The sequence below is a fragment of the Anaerotignum lactatifermentans DSM 14214 genome (assembly GCF_900142265.1).
Taxonomy (GTDB): Bacteria; Bacillota; Clostridia; order Lachnospirales; family Anaerotignaceae; genus Anaerotignum; species Anaerotignum lactatifermentans.
Genome location: NZ_FRAH01000021.1, coordinates 16,013 through 41,313 on the forward strand (window position 1 = coordinate 16,013; position 25,301 = coordinate 41,313).

The window sequence follows — 25,301 nt, forward strand, 5'->3', positions numbered from 1 at the left end:
CTTCCTTCCTACCGCAAAAATTCCAGGCGAAAAATCCGCCCTTTCACCACGATACAGGCTGCCGACATCTGCTTCAGTTCCAGCCCTTCTCCCGTCAGCAGCAGCCTGCCTGCGCCCGTGGCAATGCGTATGGTTTCAGCGCTGTATTCCAACAGCCCCTTATGGTTTTCCACGGTCACTTCCTCCTGCCCCACCATGGACACCAGCGGCAGATCCAGCACCACTTCCTTGGGCAAATCCAGCTTTTCCGCCATGCCTTTGCCAAATCCCATGACCAGAACCTCCTCTCTGTCAAATGCCCTCTCTTATAGGTATGCCCGCCGTCCCCGTCCCATACCCGCAAAAAAAGCCGGAAGCCCTTTCGGGGCATCTTCATAAGAAAACAAAGAAAGCCAAAATCCTTATCATTACAAAGGATTTTGGCTTTCTTATTTTATTAAGATTTTATTTGTTATGTTTTCTTCTGAAGACAGCCGTCGCAATTCCCCTTAAGAAATCAAGAAAAAGGAAAACCAATGTTTTCTTAAGGGGAAATTGCTTTGGCAAAAACCAAACTCCTTCCGGCTGTGTGTTTCTATGAATTTTTTATCAGGACAGCAGCGCGCGGTCGCTGGAAAATTCGCTGCCGCTGGCAACAGAGAACTGCCGCAGCAGGTCGTCCACCGTGAGTTTTTTCTTTTCTTCCCCGCGGATATCCAGAATAATCTGTCCGTTGTTCATCATAATCAGACGATTGCCGTGAGCAATGGCGTCTTTCATGTTATGGGTAACCATCAGGGCAGTCAGGTTATTTTCCGCAATGATGCGGTCGGAAATTTCCAATACCTTTGCCGCCGTTTTGGGGTCAAGGGCTGCCGTATGTTCATCCAGCAGCAGTACTTTGGGCTTTTTCAGGGTAGCCATCAGCAGTGTCAATGCCTGCCGCTGACCGCCGGAAAGAAGCCCCACCTTGGAACGCAGGCGGTTTTCCAGCCCCAAATCCAGTGTTTTCAAAAGTTCTTTGTATTCTTCCCGTTCTTTGGCTCGGATACCCCAGCATAAGTGCCGTGTTTTGCCGCGACGGTAAGCAATTGCCAGATTTTCCTCGATTTCCATATCTGCCGCCGTACCCATCATGGGGTCTTGGAACACACGTCCCAGATAAGCCGCCCGTTTGTAGTCCGGCAGTCTGGTGACATCTTTCCCGTCGATAAGCACCTGACCTTCGTCCAAAGGCCATGCGCCGCAGATGGCATTCATCATAGTGGATTTTCCGGCGCCATTGCCGCCGATGACGGTGACAAAATCCCCTTCTTCCAGCTTCAGATTCAAGCCGCTGAGGGCTCTTTTTTCATTGATGGTATTTGCATTGAATGTTTTCGATACGTTTCTTAATTCCAACATAATCTCAAGCCCCCTTTCCTGCGCGGCGAATCCGGCATCTTCCCTGGAGATAAGGCACTGCAAGGAAAAGCGCAACGATAAGCGCACTAATCAATTTCAAGTCTGTGGTTTCCAGTCCCAGCCAAAGGACAACGGCAATAACCACGAAGTATAAAATCGCGCCGAATACAACGCTGAGCATACGCAGGGCGAAATTATTGAAAATCTTGCCGAACAGCACCGCACCGATGATAACTGCCGCCAAACCGATAACGATGGCACCTCTGCCCATGTTGACGTCAGCATTGCCCTGATACTGGGCGTACAGCGCACCGGAAAGTCCTACCAGCGCATTGGAGAGCACCAGACCAAATACTTTCATACGGTTTGTGTTAATGCCCTGGGCACGGGACATATTGGCGTTATTGCCGGTAGCACGAACAGCACGGCCCACTTCTGTGCCGAAGAACCAGTATAAAACGGCGATGGTGACCGCTACAAAAATCACAGATACCAAAATGGCATGAGGAATATCCCGAAGGCTCAAAATCAGGTCATACTGATTGACGTTGATGGCTTTGTTGGACGCCCCCATAATACGCATATTCACGGAATACAATCCCAATTGTGTCAAAATCCCGGACAGGATAGGCGGAATCCCAAACAGGGTATGGAACAGCCCTGTCACCAGACCAGCCAGCGCCCCTGCCGCTGTGGCACATACCAGCGCCACATAAGGATTGACCCCTGCCAGCATCATGACCACTGCCACAGCGCCGCCGGTGCCGATGCTGCCGTCTACCGTCAGATCCGCATAGTCCAGAACTTTATAAGTGATGTATACCCCAATTGCCATAATTCCCCAAATGAGTCCTTGGGCTACAGAGCCGGGCAGTGCTCGTATCAGATCCATGATTTCCATGGGTGATCCCTCCTCTTTTTTTCTTTCCTCTTTCCTTTGGAAGAAAAAACAACGGGACGGTTGGTCCCGCTGTTCCTTCTAAAATGATTACGTCATGTCAATGTTCATTTTTTATTCTTCAGCACCGATGGCAACCATGTCTTCCGGCATAGTGATGCCAAGTTCTGCCGCGATTTCCGCATTGTACTTCGGTGTGATGTTTTCGGAAACATATTCGATGGGCATGGTGGCAGGGTCTGCGCCATTTACCAGAATTTCGTAAGCCATTTCACCAGCTTTGCAGCCCAGTTCGTAGTAGCTGATGCTCAGTGTTGCCAGGCCGCCAGCTGCACACATATTTTCTTCTCCAGTGATTACGGGAATTTTCGCAGGTACGGTCACGTTTTTGATGATCTCCATGTTGTTTGCCATAGTGTTATCTGTAGGGATATATACTGCATCACAGTCTGTGATGGCGTTTGTGATCACTGCCTGTACTTCGTTGGAGTCAGCCGCCGTAAATTCTTCCCACGCGATGCCGGCTTTGTCCAATTCTGCCTGTGCCAGCTGAGACTGGAACTGGGAGTTGGGTTCCGCGCTGCAATATACAATGGCCACTTTCTGTGCGTCAGGTACTACTTTTTGCAGCAGTGCAATCTGCTGGTCAACAGGCGCCAGGTCAGATGCGCCGGTTACGTTATAGCCCGGTGCCTCATTGGATTCGATAACACCTGCTGTCATATAGTCAGTAACAGATGTACCGACGATGGGGATATCGCCTGTTGCCGCCGCAGATGCCTGCAAAGCGGTTGTGGCATTGGCCATAATCAGATCCACGTTATTGGAAACGAATTTGGTTGCGATGGTAGCGCAGTTTGCCTGTTCGTTCTGGGCGTTCTGATAGTCAAATGTCACTTTATCCCCAAGCTTTTCTGTGAGGGTATCCTGAAAACCTTTGGTGGCTTCGTCCAGTGCCGCATGTTCCAGCTGCTGGATGATCCCTACGGTATAAGTACCGTCGCCAGTGGTTTCTGCTGTTGTTTCTTCTGCTTCTCCGCTGCTTCCACAGCCTGTCATGGCTATCATGACAGCCGCCATGGCTGCCGCCGCAATCACTCGCATCTTTCTTTTCATAGTCATACACTCCCTTATCTATTTTTTGCTTTTGTAACACACTTACGGTTTACTTTCGCACGCACACACGGTTATGCTGTGCTTTGTTAAAGTACATTATAGACCTCAAAAACAAAAAGTCAAGGATTTTTCTTTTTTTCTAATGCAAATACATCGTGCATGATATTGATGCGTTTTTTCCCAACAAAAAAAGCAGTCCCTCTCAAGGACTGCTCCACAAGTGCCCAAAAATAGCCAAAAACCCTGAAACACCAAGGATTCCGGTCAATTCATTTTTATAAAAAATAATGTTTTCCACCCTCTGCCGAACAGAAAAAAGCGAACCACATAAGTGGTTCGCTCTGAACTCTGATTTTATTTGCCTTGGAGCATTTTTCTCACAAGATTGCCTACGACTTTGTTGTCCGCACGACCTTTTACCTTAGGGGTAACAATGGCCATTACTTTCCCCATTTCTTTTACGGATGCTGCGCCGCTTTCGGCAACGGCTTCCTCTACAATCTTCTGAATTTCTTCTTCACTTAACTGCTCTGGAAGGTAACCCAATAAAATTTCGATTTCTCTGTTCAGTTTGTCGATCAGATCCTGTCTGCCGCTTTTTTCATATTCAGGCAGAGAGTCACGGCGGCTTTTCAGCTGTTTGGCAATAACGTCCAGAACACCGTCCTCATCCAGTTCGATCTTCTTATCTTTTTCAATCTGCAGAATACCAGAACGAATGAGCTGAACGGTATCTTTCCGAACCGTGTCTTTCTCTTTCATGGCAGTCTTCAGGTCCGCAAAAAGCTGTTCTTTTAATGACATAACCATCATTCCTTTGTGCAACAAAATAAAGTAAAATTATTTGAATTTACGTTTTCTGGCAGCTTCGGATTTCTTTTTGCGTTTTACGCTGGGTTTGTCATAATGCTCTCTTTTGCGTACTTCGCCCATGATGCCGTCTCTAGCACATGTTCTTTTAAAACGACGCAGTGCGCTGTCTAAGGATTCATTTTCTTTAACTTTTACCTCTGACATGAATTTCCCTCCCTCCAGATGCGAGATTCGTGTACGGGAAAGGCTTACCTTTTTTACCGTACATTTAGGAATTATACACAAAAAAACGGCTCTCGTCAATAAAAATAAACGGATTGGGGCGAGAAAATTTGATTTTTCCGCAAATTTTGGCTTTCCCGACCAAAAAGCAGACCATCTTTTCCCCCTTCTGTCTGTTTCCCGCCAGACAAAAAAACGGAAAAACCACAGGCTTTCGCCCGCATCTTGCCTGCTGGAGAGAAAAACGGAGGCTGCTCCCCCAGAAAACAAGTACAGCCGGAACCCCTTGGATTCCGGCTGCCATATTCTCTTACTTCAAGAAATCAGCTTAAAGCATATTTTCACGCTTTTTTCTTTTCTGTTTTCTTAGCGGGTTTCTTTTCTGCCTTTGCTTCTTCCGGCACTTTCCGCTCCAGCACCACCATACCCAGAGGAGGTACTTTCACGCGGATGCTGTTCTGGTAGTGATTCCAAGGCATTTTTTCGCTGACTGCGGCTTTTTTGTTGACCACGCCGCTGCCGCCGTATTTTTCCGCGTCACTGTTGAAGACTTCTTTGTATGTTCCCGCAAAAGGCACACCAATGCGGAAATCTTCATATGTTTCCGGTGTGAAGTTGCAGATGAAATACAGTTCCTTGTCCTGACTGCGGCGGATGAAGGAAACCACAGAGGATTCCGCGTCGTCGCATTCAATCCATGTAAAGCCATGGGGGTCATAGTCCTGCTGCCAGAACGGACTTTCGGACAGATAGAAGTGATTCAGGTCTTTCATGTACAGCTGCATCTGCTGATGGTCTTTGTACTGAAGCAGATGCCAGTCCAGAGAACGGGATTCGCTCCATTCGTTGAACTGTGCAAATTCCCCGCCCATGAACAGCAGCTTTTTGCCGGGATGACCGTACATGAAACCATAGGACAGACGCAGGTTTGCGTATTTCTGCCACAGGTCGCCGGGCATTTTGCCAATCATAGCGCTCTTTTCGTGTACCACTTCATCATGGGACAGTACCAGTACGAAGTTTTCAGAGTAATTGTATGCCATACCGAAAGTCAGGTTGTTGTGGTGATACTTCCGGTAGATAGGGTCTTTTTTGATATAGAACAGGAAGTCATTCATCCAGCCCATGTTCCACTTCATGGTGAAGCCCAGACCGTTGTCGTCGGCGCTCTTTGTAACGCCTTTCCAGGATGTGGATTCTTCCGCAATCATCATGGTACCGGGCAGACGTTTGGACACGATAGAGTTCATGTGCTTGATGAATTCCACAGCTTCCAGATTTTCTCTGCCGCCATATTCGTTGGCAGCCCATTCGCCGTCGTTCTTGCAGAAATCCAGATACAGCATGGAAGCCACCGCGTCTACACGCAGACCGTCGATGTGGTATTCATCCAGCCAGAACAAAGCGTTGGCAATGAGGAAGTTGCTGACTTCTTTTCTGCCGTAGTTGAAAATATAGGTACCCCACTGGAGATGTTCTCCCCGTCTGGGGTCCTGATGTTCATACAATGCTGTGCCGTCGAACCGCCCCAGACCGAATTCGTCTTTGGGGAAATGAGCAGGCACCCAGTCCAGAATGACGCCAATGCCGTTCTGATGGCAGGTGTCAATGAATTCTTTGAACATGGCAGGTGTGCCGTAACGGCTGGTAGGTGCGTAGTATCCTGTCACCTGATAGCCCCAGCTGCCGTCAAAGGGATGTTCTTCCACAGGCAGCAGTTCAATATGGCTGAAGCCCATTTCTTTCACATAAGGCACCAGTTTTTCCGCCATTTCCGTATAGGTCAGGAAACGGTCCCCTTCTTCGGGCACACGCATCCAGGAACCCAGATGAACTTCATAAATATTCATAGGCGCTGTGTAGACATTAGCTTTCTTTCTGGCAGTCATCCATTTTCTGTCTTTCCATTTGTACCGCCCGATGGGGTAAATCACAGAAGCCGTTTCTGGACGGAGCTGTGCGTAGAAAGCGTAAGGGTCGCACTTGTCCACCTGTTTGCCAGTGGACTGTACCACATGGAATTTATACTGGTCCATGGCAGCCAGACCGGGAATGAACAATTCCCAGATACCGGACTGTCCCAACAGACGCATGGGATGTCTGCGGGTGTCCCAGCCGTTGAAGTTCCCAATGACGCTGACGCTTTTTGCGTTGGGTGCCCAAACGGCAAAGGAAACGCCTTTTGCCCCTTCAAATGTAATCAGGTGCGCGCCTAATTTTTCATAAATTTCGTAGTGATTGCCTTCACCAAACAGATACCGGTCATATTCAGAAATGGTCGGGCTGAAGGCATAAGGGTCATATGTGTGCCAGCTGTTGCCCTGATAATCGGTGCATTCCAGCCGGTAACGGAACCATTCTTCTCTGTCAGGAATAATGACTTCAAAAAATCCGTCCTCGTGAATGCGTTCCATGGGATATTTCAGTCTTCTGGTGTTGGCATCCACAACGGTAATGGTCTGGGCGCCGGGGATAAACGCACGTACAACCACGCATTTTTTTCCGTCTTCCTCCACTTCGTGCATTCCCAGCACGGTATGGGGGTCGGCATGCTCCCCGTTAATGATTTGGAAAAGTTCATTCAAGTGTTTAATGGTAATCATCCTCTCATCCCCTTTTGTATCTCTCAACTTTTGCTGGCGAGATGTATTCAGATTATATTATATACCATTTTTGTTCTGAATTCTATCCAATTTCATAAATCTTTGCACATAAAAAACGACAATTCTTTCAGGGCATCTTCATCAAAAACCGAAATCCTTCTCATAAAAAAGCTTTGCCTATCCTATTTTTACAAGGCATGTTTCTTCTGAAGACAGCCGTCGCAGTTCCCATCCAGAAATCATGAAAAAGAAAAACACGGTTTCTGAATGGGAAACTGCTTTTGACCTGTCTTTTTCATGGGAAAACAGATTGTAAAACACCATAAAAACAGATATACTGTAAGTAGAAAAACAAATGTCTTTCACAGACATTCATTCTATAAAGTGTTTGTAAATCACTGAGGGGGGATTGCTTTATGAAACTGATGTTTTTAGGCGCTGACCATGAAGTCACCGGCAGCTGCCATTATATCGAAGCCTGCGGCAAAAGCATCCTGTTGGACTGCGGCATGGAACAGGGACGGGATACTTACGAAAATCAGGAAATTCCCGTTGCCGCTTCCGCCATCGACTATGTGTTTTTGTCCCACGCCCATATTGACCATTCCGGGCTTTTGCCCCTGCTGTACAAAAACGGTTTTCAAGGGAAAATCTACGCCACCGATGCCACCACAGACCTGTGCCGCATCATGCTGTTAGACAGTGCCCACATTCAGGAATTTGAAGCCCAGTGGCGGAACCGAAAGGCAAAACGTGCTGGCGCACCGCCCTTTGAACCTCTTTACACCACAGCAGAAGCCACAGCCGTTATGGAACACTTTGTTCCCTGCGACTATATGGAAATGGTGGAAGTCTGCGACGGCATCCGCCTGCGTTTTACAGACGTTGGGCATCTCTTAGGCTCCTCCAGCATGGAAATCTGGCTGACAGAGGGAGATGTGACCAAAAAACTGGTATTTTCCGGTGACATCGGCAACATCAACCAGCCCATCATCCACGACCCCCGCTACACAGCGGAAGCGGACTACGTCATCATGGAAAGTACTTATGGTGATCGGCTCCACACAGTTCCTCCTGACTATGTGCAGGCATTGGCGGAAGAAATCCAGGAAACACTGGATGCCGGCGGCAATCTGGTAATTCCTTCCTTTGCCGTAGGACGTACACAGGAAATGCTCTATTTCATCCGGGAAATCAAGGAACGGAATCTGGTAACGGGACACGATAACTTCCCTGTTTACATCGACAGCCCCCTTGCCATTGAAGCCACAAGGGTATTCATGGAAAACCGTCTGGACTGCTTCGATACCGCCGCCATGGAGCTGGTGAAAAAGGGCATCAACCCCCTGCAGTTCCCGGGTCTGAACCTTGCCATCACTCCGGAAGATTCCACTGCCATCAACTTTGACCGGACACCCAAAGTGATCATCTCCGCTTCCGGCATGTGCGAAGCGGGACGTATCCGCCATCATCTGAAACATAATCTCTGGCGTCCAGAATGTACCATTCTCTTTGTAGGCTATCAGGCCATCGGCACACTGGGGCGCAACATTGTGGAAGGCGCTAAGGAAGTGCGGCTGTTCGGTGAAACCATTGAAGTCAACGCCAAAATCCATCAGCTTGCCGGCGTCAGCGGTCATGCGGACAAAAAAGGTCTGCTGAACTGGATTCACCACTTTGACCAGAAACCCCAGACCGTCTTTGTGGTACACGGGGAAGATCTGGTCTGCGAATCCTTCAAAAATTGCCTGAAAGAAGACTATGGCTTCCATGCCGTAGCCCCTTACAGCGGTGCCTGCTTCGATCTCTCCGACGGCTCCATGATTTCCGCCGGTGTGAAAATCCCTGTGGTGCCGAAACTCTATCCCCATGCCCGTGCGGCAACGGAAGGCGGCAAACGCGCCATGTACCTTTCTGATCAGCTGGACGAAGCCGGCAAACGCCTCCTGCGCATCATCAGCCAGAACAAAGGCGGTGCCAACCGGGATATGGAAAAACTCCTCAAGCAGATCAATGCCCTTTGCGACAAATTGGAAAGTTGACTTTCCCTTCTCATACCCAACCCCTGAAAACGTCGGAATTCTTCGGATTTCCGGCGTTTTCCCGTTTTTCCAAAGAAAAAGCACGAAATCCATCGAGATTTCGTGCTTTATATTATTTCCCTGCAATGTCCATTTCTCTCACCCGTACGGAGGGTGCCCCCTTGCCGCCGCTGGTGAAATACAGGTCATTTGCCGCTTCTGTGATGTTTTTCAGCAGTTCGTAAAAATTCCCTGCTACAGTGATTTGTTCCACCGCCTGTCCCAGTTTTCCGTCTGTCACCAGAAAGCCTTCTGCCGACAGGGAGAAATCACCGGAAACGGTATTGGCGCCTGCGTGCAGCCCCGTAATATCCGTAATGAGGATGCCTTCGCCCATATCCGCCAGCAGTTCCGCCTGACTGCGCTGTCCCGGTGCCAGATAGAAATTGGTCACCGCTGTTTTGATGGGCGCTGTCAGCCCTGCTTTAAAGCCGTTGCCTGTGGAAGGCACGCCGTCTTTTCTTGCCGCCTTCCGGTTATACAGATATGTTTTCAGCACCCCATTTTCCACAACAGCCTTGTTGTAACAAGGTACCCCCTCGCTGTCAAAAGGCGTAGAGGCGTACCCCTCTGGCAGCAGAGGATCATCCCGCAGTGTCACACAATCTGCCGCAATCTGTTCTCCCACTTTTCCGCCCAGCATGGAAAATCCCTTCTGGATGTTTTCCGCAAAGAATACCCCACAGAATACCCCCAGAAAGTTTGCCATAACAGGACCATCCAGCACCACTTTATATTTTCCGCTGGCAATGGGTGCCGCGCCCAAATGGCTTGCGGCAATCTGCGCCGCCTTTCTGCCTGTTGCCACAGGGTCAAACTGTTTCCAGTCGTTTCCTTTCCAGAAGTAAGAGCCGGTCTTGACTTCTTCTCCATCTTTTGCAATGGCACAGACGTAAGCCGTTACGCTGTTTTTTGCATGATAGAGGGATAAGCCGTAGCTGTTGGCAATGGCAGTTTCCATCCAATCCGTATCCAGCACGCAGTAATCCATGGAGGCAATGGAATCTTCCCCTTTCAGGGCAGCATGCTCCATTTTCTTTGCCGCCAGTATTTTTTCTTCTGTGGTCAGCCGTTCCAGCGCCTTATTTTCTCCTTCCAGCGCAGGATAAGCGTCCCCAGCGTGATACAATTCCTCCCATTCGCTTTCGGAAAGGAGTTCCGCGTGTTCCTTCGCCGCTGCCACCAGATAATCCGCCGCCGGCTCTGTCAGTTTTTCCGTATAGGCATAGCCTGTCCGTCCCTGCCATGTGCCCCGGAAAGAAATCCCCTGCAATGCGCTGTTTTCGTAATCGGAAACTTCTCCCTCCATAATCATGACTTCAAAATGTTTGCTGCCTTTATAATATACCTCGCAGTCAGAAAATCCTGCGGCGAGGGCTTTTTCGATGAGTATTTTCTGAAAATTCTTGTAATCCATTCTTTTCGGTTACCCCCTTCCGCCTACGGTCATTTCTTTGACCCGAATCATAGGCTGTCCCACATCTGTGGGAATGGAGCCGCTGATGCTGCCGCACATGCCCTGTGCCCGCTTCAGGTTGTTGCCCACCTTGTCAATCTGCATGAGGACTTCCGCCCCTTTGCCGATGAGGGTCGCTCCACGGACAGGCTCACAAATCTGTCCATTCCGGATGATATAAGCTTCCAGCACCGCAAAGTTGAATGCGCCCGTTGCCGGGTCTACACTGCCGCCGCCCATCTGCTTTGCATACAGCCCATAAGGCGTATCGGCAATGATGCTTTCCGGTGTGCTGTCCCCCGGAGCCAAAAATGTATTCGTCATGCGGCTGGTAGGGGCGAAACGGTAGTTTTCCCGTCTGGCACTGCCTGTCACTGCCGCTCCCATTTTTCTGCCGTTCATACGGTCCACCAGATAGGTTTTCAGGATGCCATTTTCAATGAGCACATTCCGTCTGGTGGGTGTGCCCTCGTCGTCCATGTTAGCAGAACCCCAGCCGTTGGGAATGGTGCCGTCATCAATGGCTGTCACCAAAGGGGACGCAATCTGCTGCCCCAGTTTTCCGGCGAATACGGAAGCGTTTCTTGCCACAGCTGTGGCTTCCAGTCCATGTCCGCAGGCTTCATGGAAAATAACGCCGCCGAAGCCATTGTCGATGACTACGGGCATTTTTCCAGCGGGACAAGGCTTTGCCCCCAGCATGGTCATGGCAATTCTTGCCGCTTCTCTTGCCGTATCTTCCACGTTGATCTGGTCGAAGAGTTCAAAGCCCACAGAACCGCCGGGACCCAGATGTCCGCTCTGTTTTTCCGTTGCGGAAGACGCCACCGCTTCCACCGTAAAACGGCTCCGCACCCGTCTTTCTTCCGCCCAAACGCCTTCGGAATTGGCAACCAATACGTTTTTGGTCACATCCAGAAAACCCGTCCGTGTCTGGGTGATGGCAGGGTCATAGGCAAAAGCCGCCGCCGATGCCGCTGCCAGATAATCGGCTTTTTTCCGTTTTTCCACATCGTCCGGCAGTACAAAAATGGGGTTGATGTTCTGCCACTGACGTGTTTTCCAGTCCGGCAGACGCAAAAGATGGGTGCCCTTCACCGTGGACGCCATTTCCCGTGCCGTCCGCACCAGATTTTCTTCGGAAGTATCATTGACAAAGGCGTAAATGACACGATTGCCGCAGAACAAGCGAATGCCTGCGCCGTAATCCAGTCCGCCCAAAGCCGTTTCCACCTGCCCGTTCACCATGGCAATATGATTGCGCTTGGTCTGTTCCACATATAGTTCCGCAAAGTCCGCCCCTGTTTCCAGAGCCGCTTCCAATGTATGTTCCACCACAGATTTTTTCAGCATGTGCCATCACTTCCTTTCGGTTCCGTTTCTTCCAGATAGCGGGCAATGGCTTCCAGATAATGAAGCATGCCGCCGCCCTGCTGGAATATCTGATATTTCTTCTCAAAAGCGGCATAGGGGATGGATTTGCGTCCGCCTTTCTGTGCCGCCTCCCAGTAGACTTGCAATGTTTCCAGAGGTAAAAAATAATATTCCCCCAATGTGGAAAAATACACCAGCAAAAAGGCAATGCCCCTTTGTGCCTGAAAATCCTCCATAAACCGCAGCTGATGCTCGTGGATATTCTGGAGGGGCAGGTGCTTCTGTGCCGTTTCCTTGGCATCAAAGCATACAGGAATCCCCTGCACCACGCCCATGTAGTCTACGGTACTGTTCTGGTCAAAGTATGCCAGCGTAATGGTGCGGCGTTTGTTGTCCACCTCCACCGGCGTAATGGGAGTGGGTATTTTCTGAAACAACGCCAGCCCTTTTTTCCGGTAGGATTCGTTTGTGAAATTGATGATTTCTTCTAAAGCGCTGCCCCGCAGCCCTCTGGAATTCCAGTATGCCATATGACCTCCTAGGAGAAAAATTTCTCCTGTTCTATTCTGCAAATTTTATTTTGCAGACATTATACCACAGTTTTGGTTTCCCGGCGCAACTATTTTAATGGCTGCCTGCCAGCTCTGACACCGTCACAAAACGGATGCCTTCTTTTTCCAGTTCCGGTGCCATTTCCGCCAAAACCTGTGCTGTCAGCACGCCCCCTTCCGGCCCCACATGACCAATGGCAACGGCGCTTCCTTTTGCTTTGGCAATGTTTGCCGCTTCCCGCAGCCGTTCCTCCACCACGCTTTTTTCCGTGGTGCTGTCCAGAAATACATCCCGTTCCAGTAAAGGTACCCCTTTTTCTCCTGCCAATGTGCCGCATTTGCTCTCCGCCGTGGTGACGCTGTCCACAAAGACGCCGCCTTTTTCCCGTACCACATCCAGCACACAGCCCAATGTATTCGCGTCCTCCATGACTGCCGAACCCATGTGGTTATTGACGCCTGCCGCCTGTGGTACCGCGCTGTAAGCCGCCTCCATACACTGCCGGACTTCCGCCGCCGACATGCCCCGGCACACAGCACCATCCCCTACCCATTCGGGTTTTCCTGTCAGGGATTCCATGGGCATATGTATAATGACCTCTTTTCCTGCCGCTTTCGCCTGTGCCGCGTTTTCCGCCGTATGGGAAGAAAAAGGCAGCACCGCCGCTGTAAAAGGAATGTCCAACGCCAGCATTTCCGCCGTTCCTGCGCCGTTGTAGCCAAAATCGTCAATGATGACTGCCAGTTTTGCCTCCTCCACTGTCATTTGTGCCGCCGGTACAAAAGCCGCCTGCAATTTCCCTGCTGTCCTGCCTGCCAGAAAACAACACACAAACAGCAACCCAATTCCCAGATATTTCTTCTTTTTCATGGCATCCACTTCCGTTTTTTACCTTTATCCTATCCTCCTTTGCTCGTCCTTATGCCTTTTGGGCAGAAAAAAAGCCGGTATCCACAAAAAGCAGATACCGACCAAATTTATGCCATACTGTTTTTCTTCCAGAACCGAAACTCTGTCCAGATGAGCACTGCCGCCAGCAGACACGCCAGCACATCGGCAATGGGTGCCGCAGCCAATGCCCCCGTCAATCCGAATCTGCCGGACAAAATCAGCGCCAGAGGAATCAGGAAGATAATCTGTCTGGACAATGCCACCAACAGGGATTTCGCGGGCTTGCCAATAGCCTGGAAAAAGGACGCTGTCACCTGCGGCAGACCATACACGAAGAAGCCCAGCATATACAGCTGGAAGCAGAACACCGCAAATTCCAGATACAGAGGTTCATTCTTCACAAAAAGCCCAGCCATGAAGCCGCCGCCCAGCTGGAAAATACCGAACCACACAATGGAAATGATGAAAGACACCGTCACCGCCACACGGAAGGTCTGTTTCACCCTGCCATACTGTTTTGCCCCGAAATTGTAGCCGTTGATAGGCTGTGTGCCGGATGCCACCCCAACGAACATGGCATGCGCCACCTGATAAATCTTCATCATGATGCCGTAGCAGGACAGGGCGATTTCACTGCCGTATTTTGTGACTGCACCGCAGTCTGTCATGAGGTTGTTCATGACGATCTGTGTCAGCGCTGTTGCCATCTGCATGCAGAAACTGGGGAAACCCAGAGAAAGGATACTGCCGCAGGTCTTGCCGGAGAGTTTCAGATATTTTTTATAGAAGGTGATGTGTTCAAATCTGGGAATATAGGCCACACAGATAAGCCCAGCCACTACCTGCCCAATGATGGTAGCGATAGCTGCCCCTGTGACACCCATATCAAAGCCGAAAATGAAGATAGGGTCTAAAACCAGATTGATGCCTGCCCCAATCATCATACTTCGCATGGTATACTTGGGATTGCCGTCAGAACGGATGATTGCCGTAAATGCCATATTTGCCATCTGGAAAGGCAGCCCCAGTGCAAGGATGCGCATATAAGTCACAGACAAATCCAGAACCGCCTCTGACGCCCCAAAAAGACGGGCGCAGGCAGGGCCGCCGATGATGATGACAGCTGCCAGAAGAACCCCTGCCAGTATCAGCAGTACAAAGGCATTGCCAAAGGTCTGTTCCGCTTTGTCCCGTTCTTTCCTGCCCAAACAAAGGCTGATGTTGGCAGCACAGCCGTCCCCCACCATAAGGGCAAGGGCTGCCGAAATGGTAATCATGGGGAAAGCCACGTTGGTAGCTGCTACGCCGTTGATGCCCACGGCGCGCCCCACGAAAATCTGATCCACAATGTTATACAGACAGTTGACAATAAGCGTCAGCACTGTTGGTATGGAAAACTGCATCAATAACTTACTGATCTTTTCCGTACCCAGAATGTTTTCTTTTCCCGTTTCCATGCCATTCCCTCCTCATTTTGCAGAAAAAAAAGACGCCTTTCGGCGTCCTTTTGAAATTCTTCTGTTCTCTGGACAGCCGAAAAAATCAATGTCATTTCCATTGTATTTCTTCTCCCATCCAGACTGTCTGTCGGCTTCGTAATTTCAACGAATCAGCCTTTCGGCTCGCGGGCTGTTACCGCCGGTAGAGATGCACTCGTTTCCGAAGAATGTGTCTTTGTTTTTTTATTTTACATCATCAGCAGGTTTTCCGCAAGCGCCGCAGAACTTTTGTCCTTCTGCCAAAGGTGCGCCGCAGCCGCCGCAGAATCTGCCCACTTCGCCGTCAGCGTCAGTGATTTCCACATCTCCTGCTGCCTCCGCCGCTTTCTGGGCAGCCCTTTCTGCTGCCTCCTGTGCCGCAGCTTCCGCTTCCAGACGTTTCTGCTCTGCCCGTTCGGCTTTTTCCGCTTCCCGGTCTGCCTTCACCTGTTCGATTTCCGCTTCCAGTTCCTTGATGCGGTCTTGTGCCTTTACGATTTTATCACAAATGGCTGTAGCTTCTTCGTCCAGCTGGTCGCCCATGACGAATTTTGCCCAGTAATACATGCCAAGCTCCCGCTGGTACTCATTGATATTGCCTTTCTGTATGACAATATCGCTGTTGATGCGGTTGATTTCCAGTCCATCATTGGCTTTGTCCGCCGCGGTTCTTGCCAGTTCTCCTAATTTATCCAAAAAAGCCATTTCCAGCGCCTCCTCATTTGTTCCATTTGCTTTGTATATTCGCCAAAACATACGCTTTTTCCTGCAAAAAAGCAGAAAAATGCATCTGCTTGCATGAAATTTGTATCTTTCCCCCTGTTTTTTTCCTGTCCATTAGGGAAAGCGTCCGAAAATTGCTCCTTTTCTTTGGACTTTTCCTCTAAATGCACAAAAAACAACCTTTTCCCAAAACACCTGTTTACATTGCAAAAATACTACCGTATAATGATAATACTTTATTTTGATACGGAACGTGTTATTGCAGTGAGAGGGAGTCTGAATCATGGAGTTGTTGAAACAAAGAATATTAAAAGATGGGACAGAAATCGGCACCGAAGTCGTAAAGGTAGATTCTTTTCTGAACCATCAGTTAGATATCGGTCTGTTTATGGCGCTGGGCAAGGAGATCCACCGTCGTTTCGGTCATCTGGGCATCAATAAGATCCTGACCATCGAAGCGTCCGGCATCGGCATCGCTGCCATCACCGCCATTTATTTTGATCTGGTGCCTGTAGTTTTCGCCAAGAAAGCACAGCCCAATACCATGACAGAGGAATTTTACGGCGCGCCCGTCAAATCCTTTACAAAGGGTACCGTGTCCATCGCTCGTGTATCCAAAAATTATCTCAACGCCAATGATAAAGTTTTGATCATTGATGATTTTCTTGCCCACGGCGAAGCAGCAGCAGGTCTTGCCAATCTGGTAGAACAGGCAGGCGGCACTGTATGCGGCATTGCAGCCATCATCGAAAAAGAATTCCAGGGCGGCAGCAAAAAACTCAGAGATGCCGGCTATCTGGTGGATTCTCTGGCGGTCATCACCAAAGTGGAAGACGGCAAGATCTATTTCAAAGACTGAAAATCATACACGAAACAGAGGCACAGGGCTTTTCCAAAGAAGAAAACTCCTGTGCTTTTTTCATGTTTTCTCTCCCCTTTGTCCATCCGCAAAAGACATTCGGAATTTTTGCATATTTTGTTATATCATTGTATGTTTCCATTTTCCCTTTATGAAAGAATGTCAGTTTTTTCCATTTTTCTCAACACCTTCCCCTTACAACATAATATACAAAAAAATGTATGACACCCATGGTGATTTTTTCCATTGCTTTTTCCATTTACCCATTGAGAAACCATCTGCTTTTTGCTATGATGGAAGCGCATGTGCCCCTTTGATTGTCATGACCAAGAGACACTGGGAGCAGATGCATTTTTTATGTTTTTGAATGGATTTATGTGAAAATTTAAGGGGGTTTTTTCTATGCTGCGAGGGTTCGCAGAAGATTTGAAGCACGAGTTTCGGGGATACAATTCCGCCGCACTGATGAAAGACCTGATGGCAGGTCTGACGGTCACCGCCGTTGCACTGCCGCTGGCACTGGCATTCGGTGTCAGTTCCGGTGCCGATGCCGCATCTGGTCTGATCACCGCCATCATTGCCGGTCTGGTCATGAGCTTACTGGCTGGGGGATATTATCAGATTTCCGGTCCAACAGGGGCTATGGCAGCCATCCTCACATCACTGGTGGCAGGCTATGGTCTGGACGGCGTATTCATTGCCACACTGCTGGCTGGTATCCTGCTGCTTCTGGCGGGCATCCTCCGTCTTGGGAAACTGACCTCTTTCATACCTGCCCCCGTTATCACAGGCTTTACCTCCGGTATTGCCATCGTCATTGCTCTGGGGCAAATTGACAACTTCTTCGGCACCCACAGCGAAGGCGCCTCCACCATTGCCAAACTGGCAAGCTACGGCACACTGGGCTTCCATCCCAATCTGACTTCCGTAGGCATTGGTCTCTTTGTGGTGCTGTTTATGGTGTTCTTCCCGAAAAAATGGAATGCTGTGGTTCCTGCATCTCTGGTGAGCATCATTCTCACCACTGCCTTTTCCATTTTCGTTGGTTTGGAGGTGCCCACCGTTGGCACCATTCCCCAGACCCTTTTCCCGGAAAAACGACTGCTCTTTTCCGCACTGGATTTGACCACCGTCACAAACCTCATTATGCCTGCTTTCAGTATTGCCATTCTGGGCATGATTGAAAGTTTGCTCTGCGGTGCCAGCGCAGGTCAGATGACAGGTGTTCGACTGAAAAGCAATCAGGAGCTTATCGCCCAGGGCGTGGGCAATATCCTGCTGCCTTTCTTCGGCGGCATCCCTGCCACAGCAGCCATTGCCCGTACCAGCGTTGCCATCCGTTCCGGCGCAAAAACACGTTTGACGGGTATGTTCCACGCCGTAGGGCTTTTGATTTCCATGTTCCTGTTGGCTCCCGTCATGAGCCAGATTCCCATGGCAGCCCTTGCCGGTGTCCTCATGGTCACTGCATGGCGCATGAACGAATGGAACTCCATCCTGTATATGTTCTCTCATAAATTCAAAGGGGCTATGCTGGAATTTCTGGCTACTATGATTGCTACCATCGTATTTGACCTGACCATTGCCATTCTGGTAGGCGTTGTCATCGGTCTGATCTTCCTGGTGTCCCGTCTGTCCTTCATCGAAATCAACTACGAAAAGGTAGACATGGAACGTCTGCGTGTGACAGATCCTGCCCTGCGGAATCGTTACAATAACGCCATGGTGGCTTACATCACCGGTCCTATGATTTTTGCCAACACCCAGAACGTGGCAGATATCTCCACAAAAATCGGCGACTGCGACACACTGCTCTTGTCCATGCGTGGTGTATCCAACATTGACATTTCCTGTGCCCAGACCCTCCGCACCCTCATCGGAAACCTGCGGATGAAAGGCGTAGACGTGGTTCTCTGCGGTCTGCCCTCCCGTGCCATGGAAATGATGCGCAGAACAGACCTGGACGAATATGTAGGCAAAGAAAACTTCTACTGGAGCGTAGAACGTGCCCTGCTGACAAACCGTCCCCTGCCTCCCTGCCGTCAGGACTGAAAAAACGCAGTTTCATAAGAAAACAAAAAAGGCTGAAATCCTTACCATACCAAGGATTCCAGCCTTTTTTCTTATGCTTTTTCCGCCTCGTATTCCACTACGCAGTTTTTCAGGATTTCATCCAGCTCCTGCCATTTCTGTTTCAGCCGCAGAGGCTTGCCTGCCTGGTCTAAGAAGCAGTGTTCAGAAACGCCTGTAAAGAGCACCTGTTCGCTTCCTGCCAGCTTCATTTCGTATGCCAGATGCATCATCATGCCGTTGTATTTCTGCACCTTTACGGTGATTTCCAGCACATCGGCAAATGTGCAGCTTTTTTTGTATCGTCCATGTACCCCTACCACAGGGGAAACAATGCCCTCCGCTTCCAGACGGTCAAAACCCCAGCCGATTTTCTCCAGAAAATCCACCCGGGCTTCTTCCATCCAGCGGATGTAATTGGAATGATGGGCAATGCCCATTTTGTCTGTTTCGTAATACTGTACTTTATGCAAATATGGTTCCATAATTCGCCTTCTTTCTTCAAATGGTTTCCTTTTTTTGTATTCGCCGCCGGTGCTGCGATTCCTTCCCACTTCTGCATATTGACATAATTTTTCCGCAAAAGGGCTGCCTGCTTTGCCAAAATTTTACAAATCTGAAAAAATCGTTGCCAAAACATGCCGTTTCCCACTAAACTTAGAATAGAAACTTATGCCGCCGGCAGGCAGAACAGGAGGAATGTCCATTGAACGAAATTTTATTGCTGACAGGCATTGTCATCATCATCTGCATTCTGGTGCATCGTCTGACCTTTCGCCTAGGGGTGCCGTCCCTGTTGGCGTTTCTGGCTCTTGGCATGTGCTTCGGCGTTGATGGCATACTGCATATTTCTTTTAACAATTACCATATTTCAGAAGTCATCTGTTCCGTCAGCTTGATTTTTATCATGTTTTACGGCGGCTTCGGCACCAACTTTGAAGAAGCCCGTTCCGTTGCCGTCAAATCCACATTGCTTTCCACCCTGGGCGTACTGTTCACCGCTGGACTGGTAGGCGTCTTTGCTCACTTCGTCCTGCATCTTCCCTGGGCAGAAAGCATGCTCATCGGCTCTGTCATTTCGTCTACAGACGCCGCTTCCGTATTCAGCATTCTCCGTTCCAAAAAGCTGAATCTGAAAGACCACACCGCTTCCATGCTGGAAATGGAGTCCGGTTCCAATGACCCCATGTCCTATATGCTGACATTGCTGTGGATCACCATACTCACAGGGGATCAGGTATCTGTGCCTTTGTTGGTGCTGCGTCAGCTTGCCATTGGCAGCATTTTGGGTCTGCTGTTGGGAAAAGGCGCTGTTTTTGTGCTGAACCGCTGCAATTTCTACATCGACCAGGGGAATACCATATTCCTTCTGGCTGTTTCCGCGCTGACTTATGCTCTGCCTTCCGCTCTGGGCGGCAATGGGTATCTGAGCGTATATCTTTGCGGCATCGTCATGGGGAACTCCTATCTGCCCCATAAACGCGATCTGGTGCTGACATTCGACGTATTGACAGGCATTGCCCAAATGGTCATCTTCTTCCTGTTGGGACTGCTGGTGACGCCTTCTCAGCTGCCTGCGGTGTTCCTGCCCTCTGTGCTTATCATGGCGTTTTTGACCCTTGTGGCAAGACCCCTTTCCGTAACTGCGGTGCTTGCGCCCTTCCGTTCTTCCAAAGAACAGATTGGTCTGGTTTCCTGGTCTGGGCTGCGGGGAGCCGCTTCCATTGTGTTTGCCATTCAGGCAGTCCTCAGCGGTGCGCCTATGGAATACAATCTGTTCAACCTGGTGTTCTGCATCGTGCTCCTTTCCATTTCTCTGCAAGGCACTTTGCTGGCACCTATGGCACATAAACTGAACATGATCGACGAGAAAGCCGACGTCCGCCGCACATTCAATGACTATCAGGTAGAAAGCGACATCACCTTTTCCAAGATTTCCATCAGCCCTCATCATCCATGGGTAGACCATTCCCTGAAGGATGTCCCCCTGCCGCCGGAACTGCTGGTGACCCTGATCCTGCGAAATGGTGTTTCTCTGGTGCCCAATGGCTCCACCGTCCTGCAGGCAGGCGACCTGCTGGTACTGGCAGGACATGAATTCGAAGACCGGGAAAACCTGACTCTCTACGAAGTTTCCATTGACAAGACCCATAAATGGAAAGACAAATCCCTGCGGGAACTGTCCCTGCCCAAAGGCACCCTTATCGTCATGATACAAAATGAAAAGGGCACTGTCATTCCCGATGGCAATACGGTCATTCATGGGGAAGATACCCTGGTCATTGCCAGATTCTGATACCAAAAAAGCTGATTCTCAAAGAGAATCAGCTTTTTTTATCTATATCATGCCTGTTCCGGCACCAGTTCGCAAACGCAGTAATCCCATTTTTCACACAGATGCTTCTGCGCCTCCTTGGATGCCTGTCGCATACAATCCAGAGAAAGCACATCCCCTTCCGTGTGGAAATATACAGAAACCCACATTCTGCGTCCCGTGCGGGTCACATCATAAAACACAGGCTCAAATCCATATGCCTGCAAAAGAGGCTCACAAATCCCCTTGACCTGCTCCAGTACTTTTTCATCAGGCGCAAAAAGGAAAATATCTTTCACGGCGCCAAAAAACATCTTGGCTGCCCCCGGCAGTGCGAAAGCCACCACCAGCAGTGCCACCACCTGGTCCACGTAGGGCGCCATCCACGCAAGGCTGGTATCCTTCAGTACCTTTGCGCCAAAGAATGCCGCCGCCATACCCATGCTGTAAAGGACATCCAGCCGCCACGCCATCCATTCTGTCTGCAATATGGGAGAAGCCACTTTTCTGGCACCCACATACATAACACCCAGAATACAAAGGCTCACCAACCCCAGCAGTAGCTGGAACATGGATACGGCACCATATGCCACATGAGCGCCGCCGGAAAGCATGGTCTGGATAACATTCACTGTCAATCCTGCCATAACGGAAAGCATCATGGCAGACTTCACTGCTGTAAATACAGATTCCACCTGGGCATAGCCAAAGGGATATTTCTCTGAAATCGGTCTGTAAAAAAGAGGTGTCAAGCAGACAGCCGCTGCCATCATGAGCATTTCCGCCCCATCATAGGCGGCATCCATGAGTACCGACTGGGAATGGCTGGCAAAAGCAAACAACAGCTCTGCCGCCACAAAACACACGTCTGCAAAGACAGAGAGCTGCAAAATCCGTTTTTCCGTCTGCAATTCTTGATTTCTCGACCTTTTGGGCATCACTGCCCCTTGGGTTTGTTCCATTTTCATTCACTCCTTATAAAGACGCTTGCTGTTTTTGAAAACCATCACCGTCCCATCTGCGGCAGACCGCTGCCCCCGTGATGTTCTTCCAAATGGTTTTCTCTCGCTTTTTTGCGGCTAAGGAAGATATATTGTTGTCCCAAACCCCTTTCTTTTGATTTCTGCTTCTGATTTATCATATAAAAAAAAGAGAGAATATGGATTCTCTCTTTTTTCGTCGCATTTTAAAACTTTAATTCATCGATATCCATAGTGCCCATGGGGATGCTGTTGCCGCAAGCAGGACAGGCAATTTCCTTCTGGGTTTCCATGGTTTCCTCATCCACGTCGATTTCCTCGCCGCAGTTGGGGCAGATGAAGGAATAGAAGTACACGGGTTCTTCCGTTTCTTCTTCATCCAGTTCCATTTCTTCCAGTTCTTCATCGTCCAGGAAGGTTTCCAGCATAAATGCCATATCTTCCAGAATATCCATGATGCCATGGAAAATCTTGCCTTCTTTGGTGTCGGGATCAAACCCGCTGCCGTCGCAAAGCCCTCTCAGATATGTGATTTTCTTATCGAAATATTCCATTTATCACTGCCTCCTTCCGAAAGATTGGAAAAAAGATTAGTTGTTTACTCTGCTCAGGTATTCGCCTGTACGAGTGTCGATTTTGATGATTTCACCCTGGTTGATGAACAGAGGTACCTGAACGGATGCGCCTGTTTCAACGATAGCGGGTTTTGTAGCGCCCTGTGCTGTGTTGCCTGCGAAACCGGGTTCTGTGTCTGTGATTTCCAGTTCAACGAACAGAGGGGGTTCGATACCGAATACGTTGCCGTCATGAGCCAGCAGTTTTACGTTTTCGTTTTCTTTTACAAATTTCAGGGAATCGCCAACGTCATAAGCGTTCAGAGCGATCTGGTCGAATGTTTCGTTGTTCATGAAGTGATACAGTTCACCGTCGTTGTACAGGTACTGCATATCCATTCTGTCGATGTGTGCTTTGGACATTTTTTCAGTAGGACGGAATGTTTTTTCCACTACTGCGCCTGTTTTGATGTTTTTCAGTCTTGTACGAACGAAAGCCGCACCTTTACCGGGTTTTACATGCTGGAATTCCAGTACGCTGTAAATTTCGCCTTCGTATTCCATGGTTACGCCGTTTCTAAGTTCACCTGCAGAAATCATGTTTCATTTCCTCCTCAAATTTCATCTTACGGAAAAAAATTCCCGCTGCTTTTAAAAATTATACTATATTTCTTATTCTAAAAATAAGCATATCCTATTATATTTTAATGGAAAATCAATGTTTTTTCAATACATAATCTGAAAAAAACCATCTTTTTGGCTCAGATCATGCCATTTCTCTTGAAATAAACCTGCATGACTTTCCGCTCTGCCCCGCGTTTTACCTTTGTGATGAGCTGGTCACGGTCGCAGATGGGCGCTGTCATGATGCAGTACAGACCGCCTCTGTGGCCGCACCACATATCTGTAAATACCTGATCGCCTACCATAGCCGCTTCCTGGGGCACCAGCCCCAGTCGTTTCAATGCCTGTTTCATTTTTCTGGGATTGGGCTTGCCTGCTTTGTGGATAGCAAGGGCTTTCAGGGGCTTATTGAAGCGATGTACCCTCTCTTTGTTGTTATTGGACAGGATGCACAGGCGGAAACCCATGTCCTGCATCTGGGCAAAAAAGTCAATGAGCTTTTCATCCGGGTCTGCCACATCAAAGGGCGCCACCGTGTTGTCGATGTCGAATACCAGTCCCCGTATGCCCATTTCCTTCAGCTCCGCCAAAGGCAGGTCATAAATGGACTGAATGTATAAATCAGGGAAAAAACGTTCCAGTATCATATTGCCTCCTTATATCCTCTCGTCCAGTTCAATACGCAGCAAAGCGTTTTCCTCCACCGTTCCCAGCTGCTCCCCGCTGAGATAACGGATCATGGCTTCGTCGGCGTTTCCCGTCACGCCGTAAATCAGTTCAATGCGCTTGGTGCGGAGCAGGGTTCTGCCTGCGGACCGGATATTGGCGCAGAGCACCACATTGATGTCCTGTTCCGTGAGAAACTCCGCAATGGTCTTATCCCCCAAGGGCACCACTTCTTTTGCCTTCACCAGTTCGATTTCCACATCATAGACCGTAAATTCTTTCGTTTCGCTGTACCGGAGAAAAATCTCCCCGTCCTTTGTGGGAATGGCAACCCGCATGGCCCACACCTTCCTTTCTTTGTCCTATTGTATCCATCCTTTGGGGGCGTGTCAAATTTTCCCGAAATTTTTTTTGCGTATTTCACCGAAAAAGGGTAAAATAGGAACGAATACAGAAGGTTACATCGAAAGGAGATTGAAATATGGACCCTAGAATCGAACAATTGGCTTATAATCTGGTGCATAATTCCTGCGGCCTGCAAAAAGGCGAAAAAGTCATGATTCACCAGAACGGCATCCATCCGGCGCCGCTGGTAAAAGCCATCATCAAAGAAGTATACAAAATCGGCGCGACACCCTTTTTGCAGCTGATGACAAACTCTCTGGAACGTGAACTGCTGCTGGGCGCCACAAAAGAACAGATGGAACTCATGGCAAAGGCAGACAGCCTGCTCATGAACGAAATGGACGCGTTCATCGGTGTCCGCGGTGAGGATAACATCACCGAACAGGCAGACGTGCCCAACGAAAAACAGAGCATTTACGAAAAATATTACTCTGCCCCTGTTCACCATGAAATCCGTGTGCCCCATACAAAATGGGTGGTACTGCGCTACCCCACAAACGGCATGGCACAGTCCGCACACACCAGTCTGGAAGACTTTGAAGATTTCTACTTCAATGTATGCAATCTGGACTACGGCAAAATGTCCAAAGCCATGGACAGCATCGTTGACCTGATGAACCGCACAGACAAAGTTCGTCTGGTGGCAAAAGGCACCGACCTGACATTCTCCATCAAGGACATTCCCGCTGTGAAATGCGCCGGCACCTGCAACATTCCCGACGGTGAAATCTACACCGCCCCTGTTCGTGACTCCATCAACGGCGTCATCACTTACAACACCCCTTCCGAATACAACAGCTTTACATTCGAAAATGTAAAACTCACATTCAAAGACGGGAAAATCATCGACTGCGACGGCAACGACAAAGAACGTCTGGAACACATCTTCAACACCGACGAAGGCGCAAGATATGTGGGTGAATTTGCCATCGGCGTAAACCCTTATATCACAAAGCCCATGAACAACATCCTCTTTGACGAAAAAATCGCCGGCAGTATCCACTTCACTCCCGGCAACTGCTATGACGACGCACCTAACGGCAATAAATCCGCTATCCACTGGGATTTGGTGCTGATTATGACACCGGAATACGGCGGCGGCGAAATCTGGTTCGACGATGTGCTCATCCGCAAAGATGGACGTTTCGTACTGCCTGAACTGGAATGCCTGAATCCTGAAAATCTGATGTGATTTTGTTTCGGCAGGAAACATAATATAGAAACATAATATAATAGTAG

Annotated in this window: 24 protein-coding genes and 1 riboswitch; of the genes, 5 read left to right on the plus strand and 19 right to left on the minus strand. The window is 49.2% G+C overall.

What is annotated here, in order from left to right:
* Positions 1–8 precede the first annotated feature (8 nt).
* From yqfC to glgB, 7 genes are all read right to left on the minus strand, one after another.
* Positions 9–272 (minus strand): sporulation protein YqfC, encoded by a 264-nt coding sequence (gene yqfC, locus BUB35_RS07295; protein ID WP_072850510.1) that lies wholly within the window; start codon positions 270–272, stop codon positions 9–11.
* Between the two features lie 316 nt (positions 273–588).
* Positions 589–1,383 carry an ABC transporter ATP-binding protein gene (locus BUB35_RS07300; RefSeq protein ID WP_072850512.1) on the minus strand — a complete coding sequence of 265 codons (795 nt, stop codon included), beginning with the start codon at positions 1,381–1,383 and terminating at the stop codon, positions 589–591.
* A 4-nt stretch (positions 1,384–1,387) separates the two neighbouring features.
* Positions 1,388–2,284: an ABC transporter permease gene (locus BUB35_RS07305; protein ID WP_072850514.1), complete on the minus strand. Its 897-nt coding sequence runs from the start codon at positions 2,282–2,284 to the stop codon at positions 1,388–1,390.
* Positions 2,285–2,395: 111 nt separating this feature from the next.
* Complete coding sequence (locus tag BUB35_RS07310; protein ID WP_072850516.1) at positions 2,396–3,397, minus strand: ABC transporter substrate-binding protein; 1,002 nt, start codon at positions 3,395–3,397, stop codon at positions 2,396–2,398.
* 354 nt (positions 3,398–3,751) lie between these two features.
* Positions 3,752–4,201: a GatB/YqeY domain-containing protein gene (locus BUB35_RS07315; RefSeq protein WP_072850518.1), complete on the minus strand. Its 450-nt coding sequence runs from the start codon at positions 4,199–4,201 to the stop codon at positions 3,752–3,754.
* Between the two features lie 36 nt (positions 4,202–4,237).
* A complete protein-coding gene (rpsU, locus tag BUB35_RS07320; RefSeq protein WP_022255363.1) occupies positions 4,238–4,414 on the minus strand; it encodes a 30S ribosomal protein S21 in 177 nt (58 codons plus the stop codon).
* 359 nt (positions 4,415–4,773) lie between these two features.
* Positions 4,774–7,035: a 1,4-alpha-glucan branching protein GlgB gene (gene glgB / locus BUB35_RS07330; RefSeq protein WP_072850522.1), complete on the minus strand. Its 2,262-nt coding sequence runs from the start codon at positions 7,033–7,035 to the stop codon at positions 4,774–4,776.
* 416 nt (positions 7,036–7,451) lie between these two features.
* Here glgB and BUB35_RS07340 point away from each other — a divergent pair, with 416 nt between their 5' ends.
* Positions 7,452–9,077, plus strand: a complete 1,626-nt coding sequence (locus BUB35_RS07340; protein ID WP_072850526.1) for an MBL fold metallo-hydrolase RNA specificity domain-containing protein — start codon at positions 7,452–7,454, stop codon at positions 9,075–9,077.
* 112 nt (positions 9,078–9,189) lie between these two features.
* Here the strand turns inward: BUB35_RS07340 and BUB35_RS07345 are convergent, their stop codons facing one another.
* The 6 genes from BUB35_RS07345 to BUB35_RS07370 all read right to left on the minus strand — a co-directional run bounded on the left by BUB35_RS07345 (position 9,190) and on the right by BUB35_RS07370 (position 15,572).
* Positions 9,190–10,533 carry a TldD/PmbA family protein gene (locus BUB35_RS07345; RefSeq protein ID WP_072850528.1) on the minus strand — a complete coding sequence of 448 codons (1,344 nt, stop codon included), beginning with the start codon at positions 10,531–10,533 and terminating at the stop codon, positions 9,190–9,192.
* A 9-nt stretch (positions 10,534–10,542) separates the two neighbouring features.
* The gene (locus tag BUB35_RS07350) at positions 10,543–11,925 is read right to left on the minus strand and encodes a TldD/PmbA family protein (RefSeq protein ID WP_072850530.1); all 1,383 of its coding nucleotides are present in this window, start codon (positions 11,923–11,925) and stop codon (positions 10,543–10,545) included.
* The gene (locus tag BUB35_RS07355) at positions 11,919–12,476 is read right to left on the minus strand and encodes a Holliday junction resolvase RecU (RefSeq protein WP_072850532.1); all 558 of its coding nucleotides are present in this window, start codon (positions 12,474–12,476) and stop codon (positions 11,919–11,921) included. The genes BUB35_RS07350 and BUB35_RS07355 overlap by 7 nt, the downstream gene beginning before the upstream one ends.
* A gap of 94 nt (positions 12,477–12,570) precedes the next feature.
* Positions 12,571–13,368, minus strand: coding sequence for a divergent polysaccharide deacetylase family protein (locus BUB35_RS07360; RefSeq protein WP_072850534.1), 798 nt, complete (start codon positions 13,366–13,368; stop codon positions 12,571–12,573).
* Between the two features lie 107 nt (positions 13,369–13,475).
* On the minus strand, positions 13,476–14,846 hold the full coding sequence (locus BUB35_RS07365) for an MATE family efflux transporter (RefSeq protein ID WP_072850536.1): 1,371 nt from the start codon (positions 14,844–14,846) through the stop codon (positions 13,476–13,478).
* Positions 14,847–14,948: 102 nt separating this feature from the next.
* Positions 14,949–15,060: riboswitch (FMN riboswitch) on the minus strand.
* Between the two features lie 11 nt (positions 15,061–15,071).
* Entirely contained in the window at positions 15,072–15,572 is a 501-nt protein-coding gene (locus tag BUB35_RS07370) for a zinc ribbon domain-containing protein (RefSeq protein WP_072850538.1), read from the minus strand.
* Positions 15,573–15,873: 301 nt separating this feature from the next.
* Between BUB35_RS07370 and BUB35_RS07380 the strand changes: the two genes are divergently transcribed.
* Both BUB35_RS07380 and BUB35_RS07385 read left to right on the plus strand, forming a co-directional pair.
* The gene (locus tag BUB35_RS07380; protein ID WP_072850542.1) at positions 15,874–16,449 is read left to right on the plus strand and encodes a xanthine phosphoribosyltransferase; all 576 of its coding nucleotides are present in this window, start codon (positions 15,874–15,876) and stop codon (positions 16,447–16,449) included.
* Between the two features lie 402 nt (positions 16,450–16,851).
* Entirely contained in the window at positions 16,852–18,501 is a 1,650-nt protein-coding gene (locus BUB35_RS07385; protein WP_072850544.1) for a SulP family inorganic anion transporter, read from the plus strand.
* A 71-nt stretch (positions 18,502–18,572) separates the two neighbouring features.
* Here BUB35_RS07385 and BUB35_RS07390 read toward each other — a convergent pair whose 3' ends face one another.
* The gene (locus tag BUB35_RS07390; RefSeq protein WP_072850546.1) at positions 18,573–19,004 is read right to left on the minus strand and encodes an acyl-CoA thioesterase; all 432 of its coding nucleotides are present in this window, start codon (positions 19,002–19,004) and stop codon (positions 18,573–18,575) included.
* Between the two features lie 221 nt (positions 19,005–19,225).
* Between BUB35_RS07390 and BUB35_RS07395 the strand changes: the two genes are divergently transcribed.
* A complete protein-coding gene (locus BUB35_RS07395; protein ID WP_072850548.1) occupies positions 19,226–20,815 on the plus strand; it encodes a potassium/proton antiporter in 1,590 nt (529 codons plus the stop codon).
* Positions 20,816–20,862: 47 nt separating this feature from the next.
* Here BUB35_RS07395 and BUB35_RS07400 read toward each other — a convergent pair whose 3' ends face one another.
* From BUB35_RS07400 to BUB35_RS07420, 5 genes are all read right to left on the minus strand, one after another.
* A complete protein-coding gene (locus BUB35_RS07400) occupies positions 20,863–21,795 on the minus strand; it encodes a cation efflux transmembrane domain-containing protein (protein WP_159432874.1) in 933 nt (310 codons plus the stop codon).
* A 224-nt stretch (positions 21,796–22,019) separates the two neighbouring features.
* The gene (locus BUB35_RS07405; protein WP_022255378.1) at positions 22,020–22,367 is read right to left on the minus strand and encodes a CD1247 N-terminal domain-containing protein; all 348 of its coding nucleotides are present in this window, start codon (positions 22,365–22,367) and stop codon (positions 22,020–22,022) included.
* 36 nt (positions 22,368–22,403) lie between these two features.
* Positions 22,404–22,967: an elongation factor P gene (efp, locus tag BUB35_RS07410; RefSeq protein WP_072850550.1), complete on the minus strand. Its 564-nt coding sequence runs from the start codon at positions 22,965–22,967 to the stop codon at positions 22,404–22,406.
* A 161-nt stretch (positions 22,968–23,128) separates the two neighbouring features.
* Positions 23,129–23,638 (minus strand): YqeG family HAD IIIA-type phosphatase, encoded by a 510-nt coding sequence (locus tag BUB35_RS07415; RefSeq protein ID WP_072850552.1) that lies wholly within the window; start codon positions 23,636–23,638, stop codon positions 23,129–23,131.
* 9 nt (positions 23,639–23,647) lie between these two features.
* On the minus strand, positions 23,648–23,995 hold the full coding sequence (locus tag BUB35_RS07420; protein WP_072850554.1) for a NifB/NifX family molybdenum-iron cluster-binding protein: 348 nt from the start codon (positions 23,993–23,995) through the stop codon (positions 23,648–23,650).
* Between the two features lie 143 nt (positions 23,996–24,138).
* Between BUB35_RS07420 and BUB35_RS07425 the strand changes: the two genes are divergently transcribed.
* Entirely contained in the window at positions 24,139–25,254 is a 1,116-nt protein-coding gene (locus BUB35_RS07425) for an aminopeptidase (protein WP_072850556.1), read from the plus strand.
* Positions 25,255–25,301: the final 47 nt, after the last annotated feature.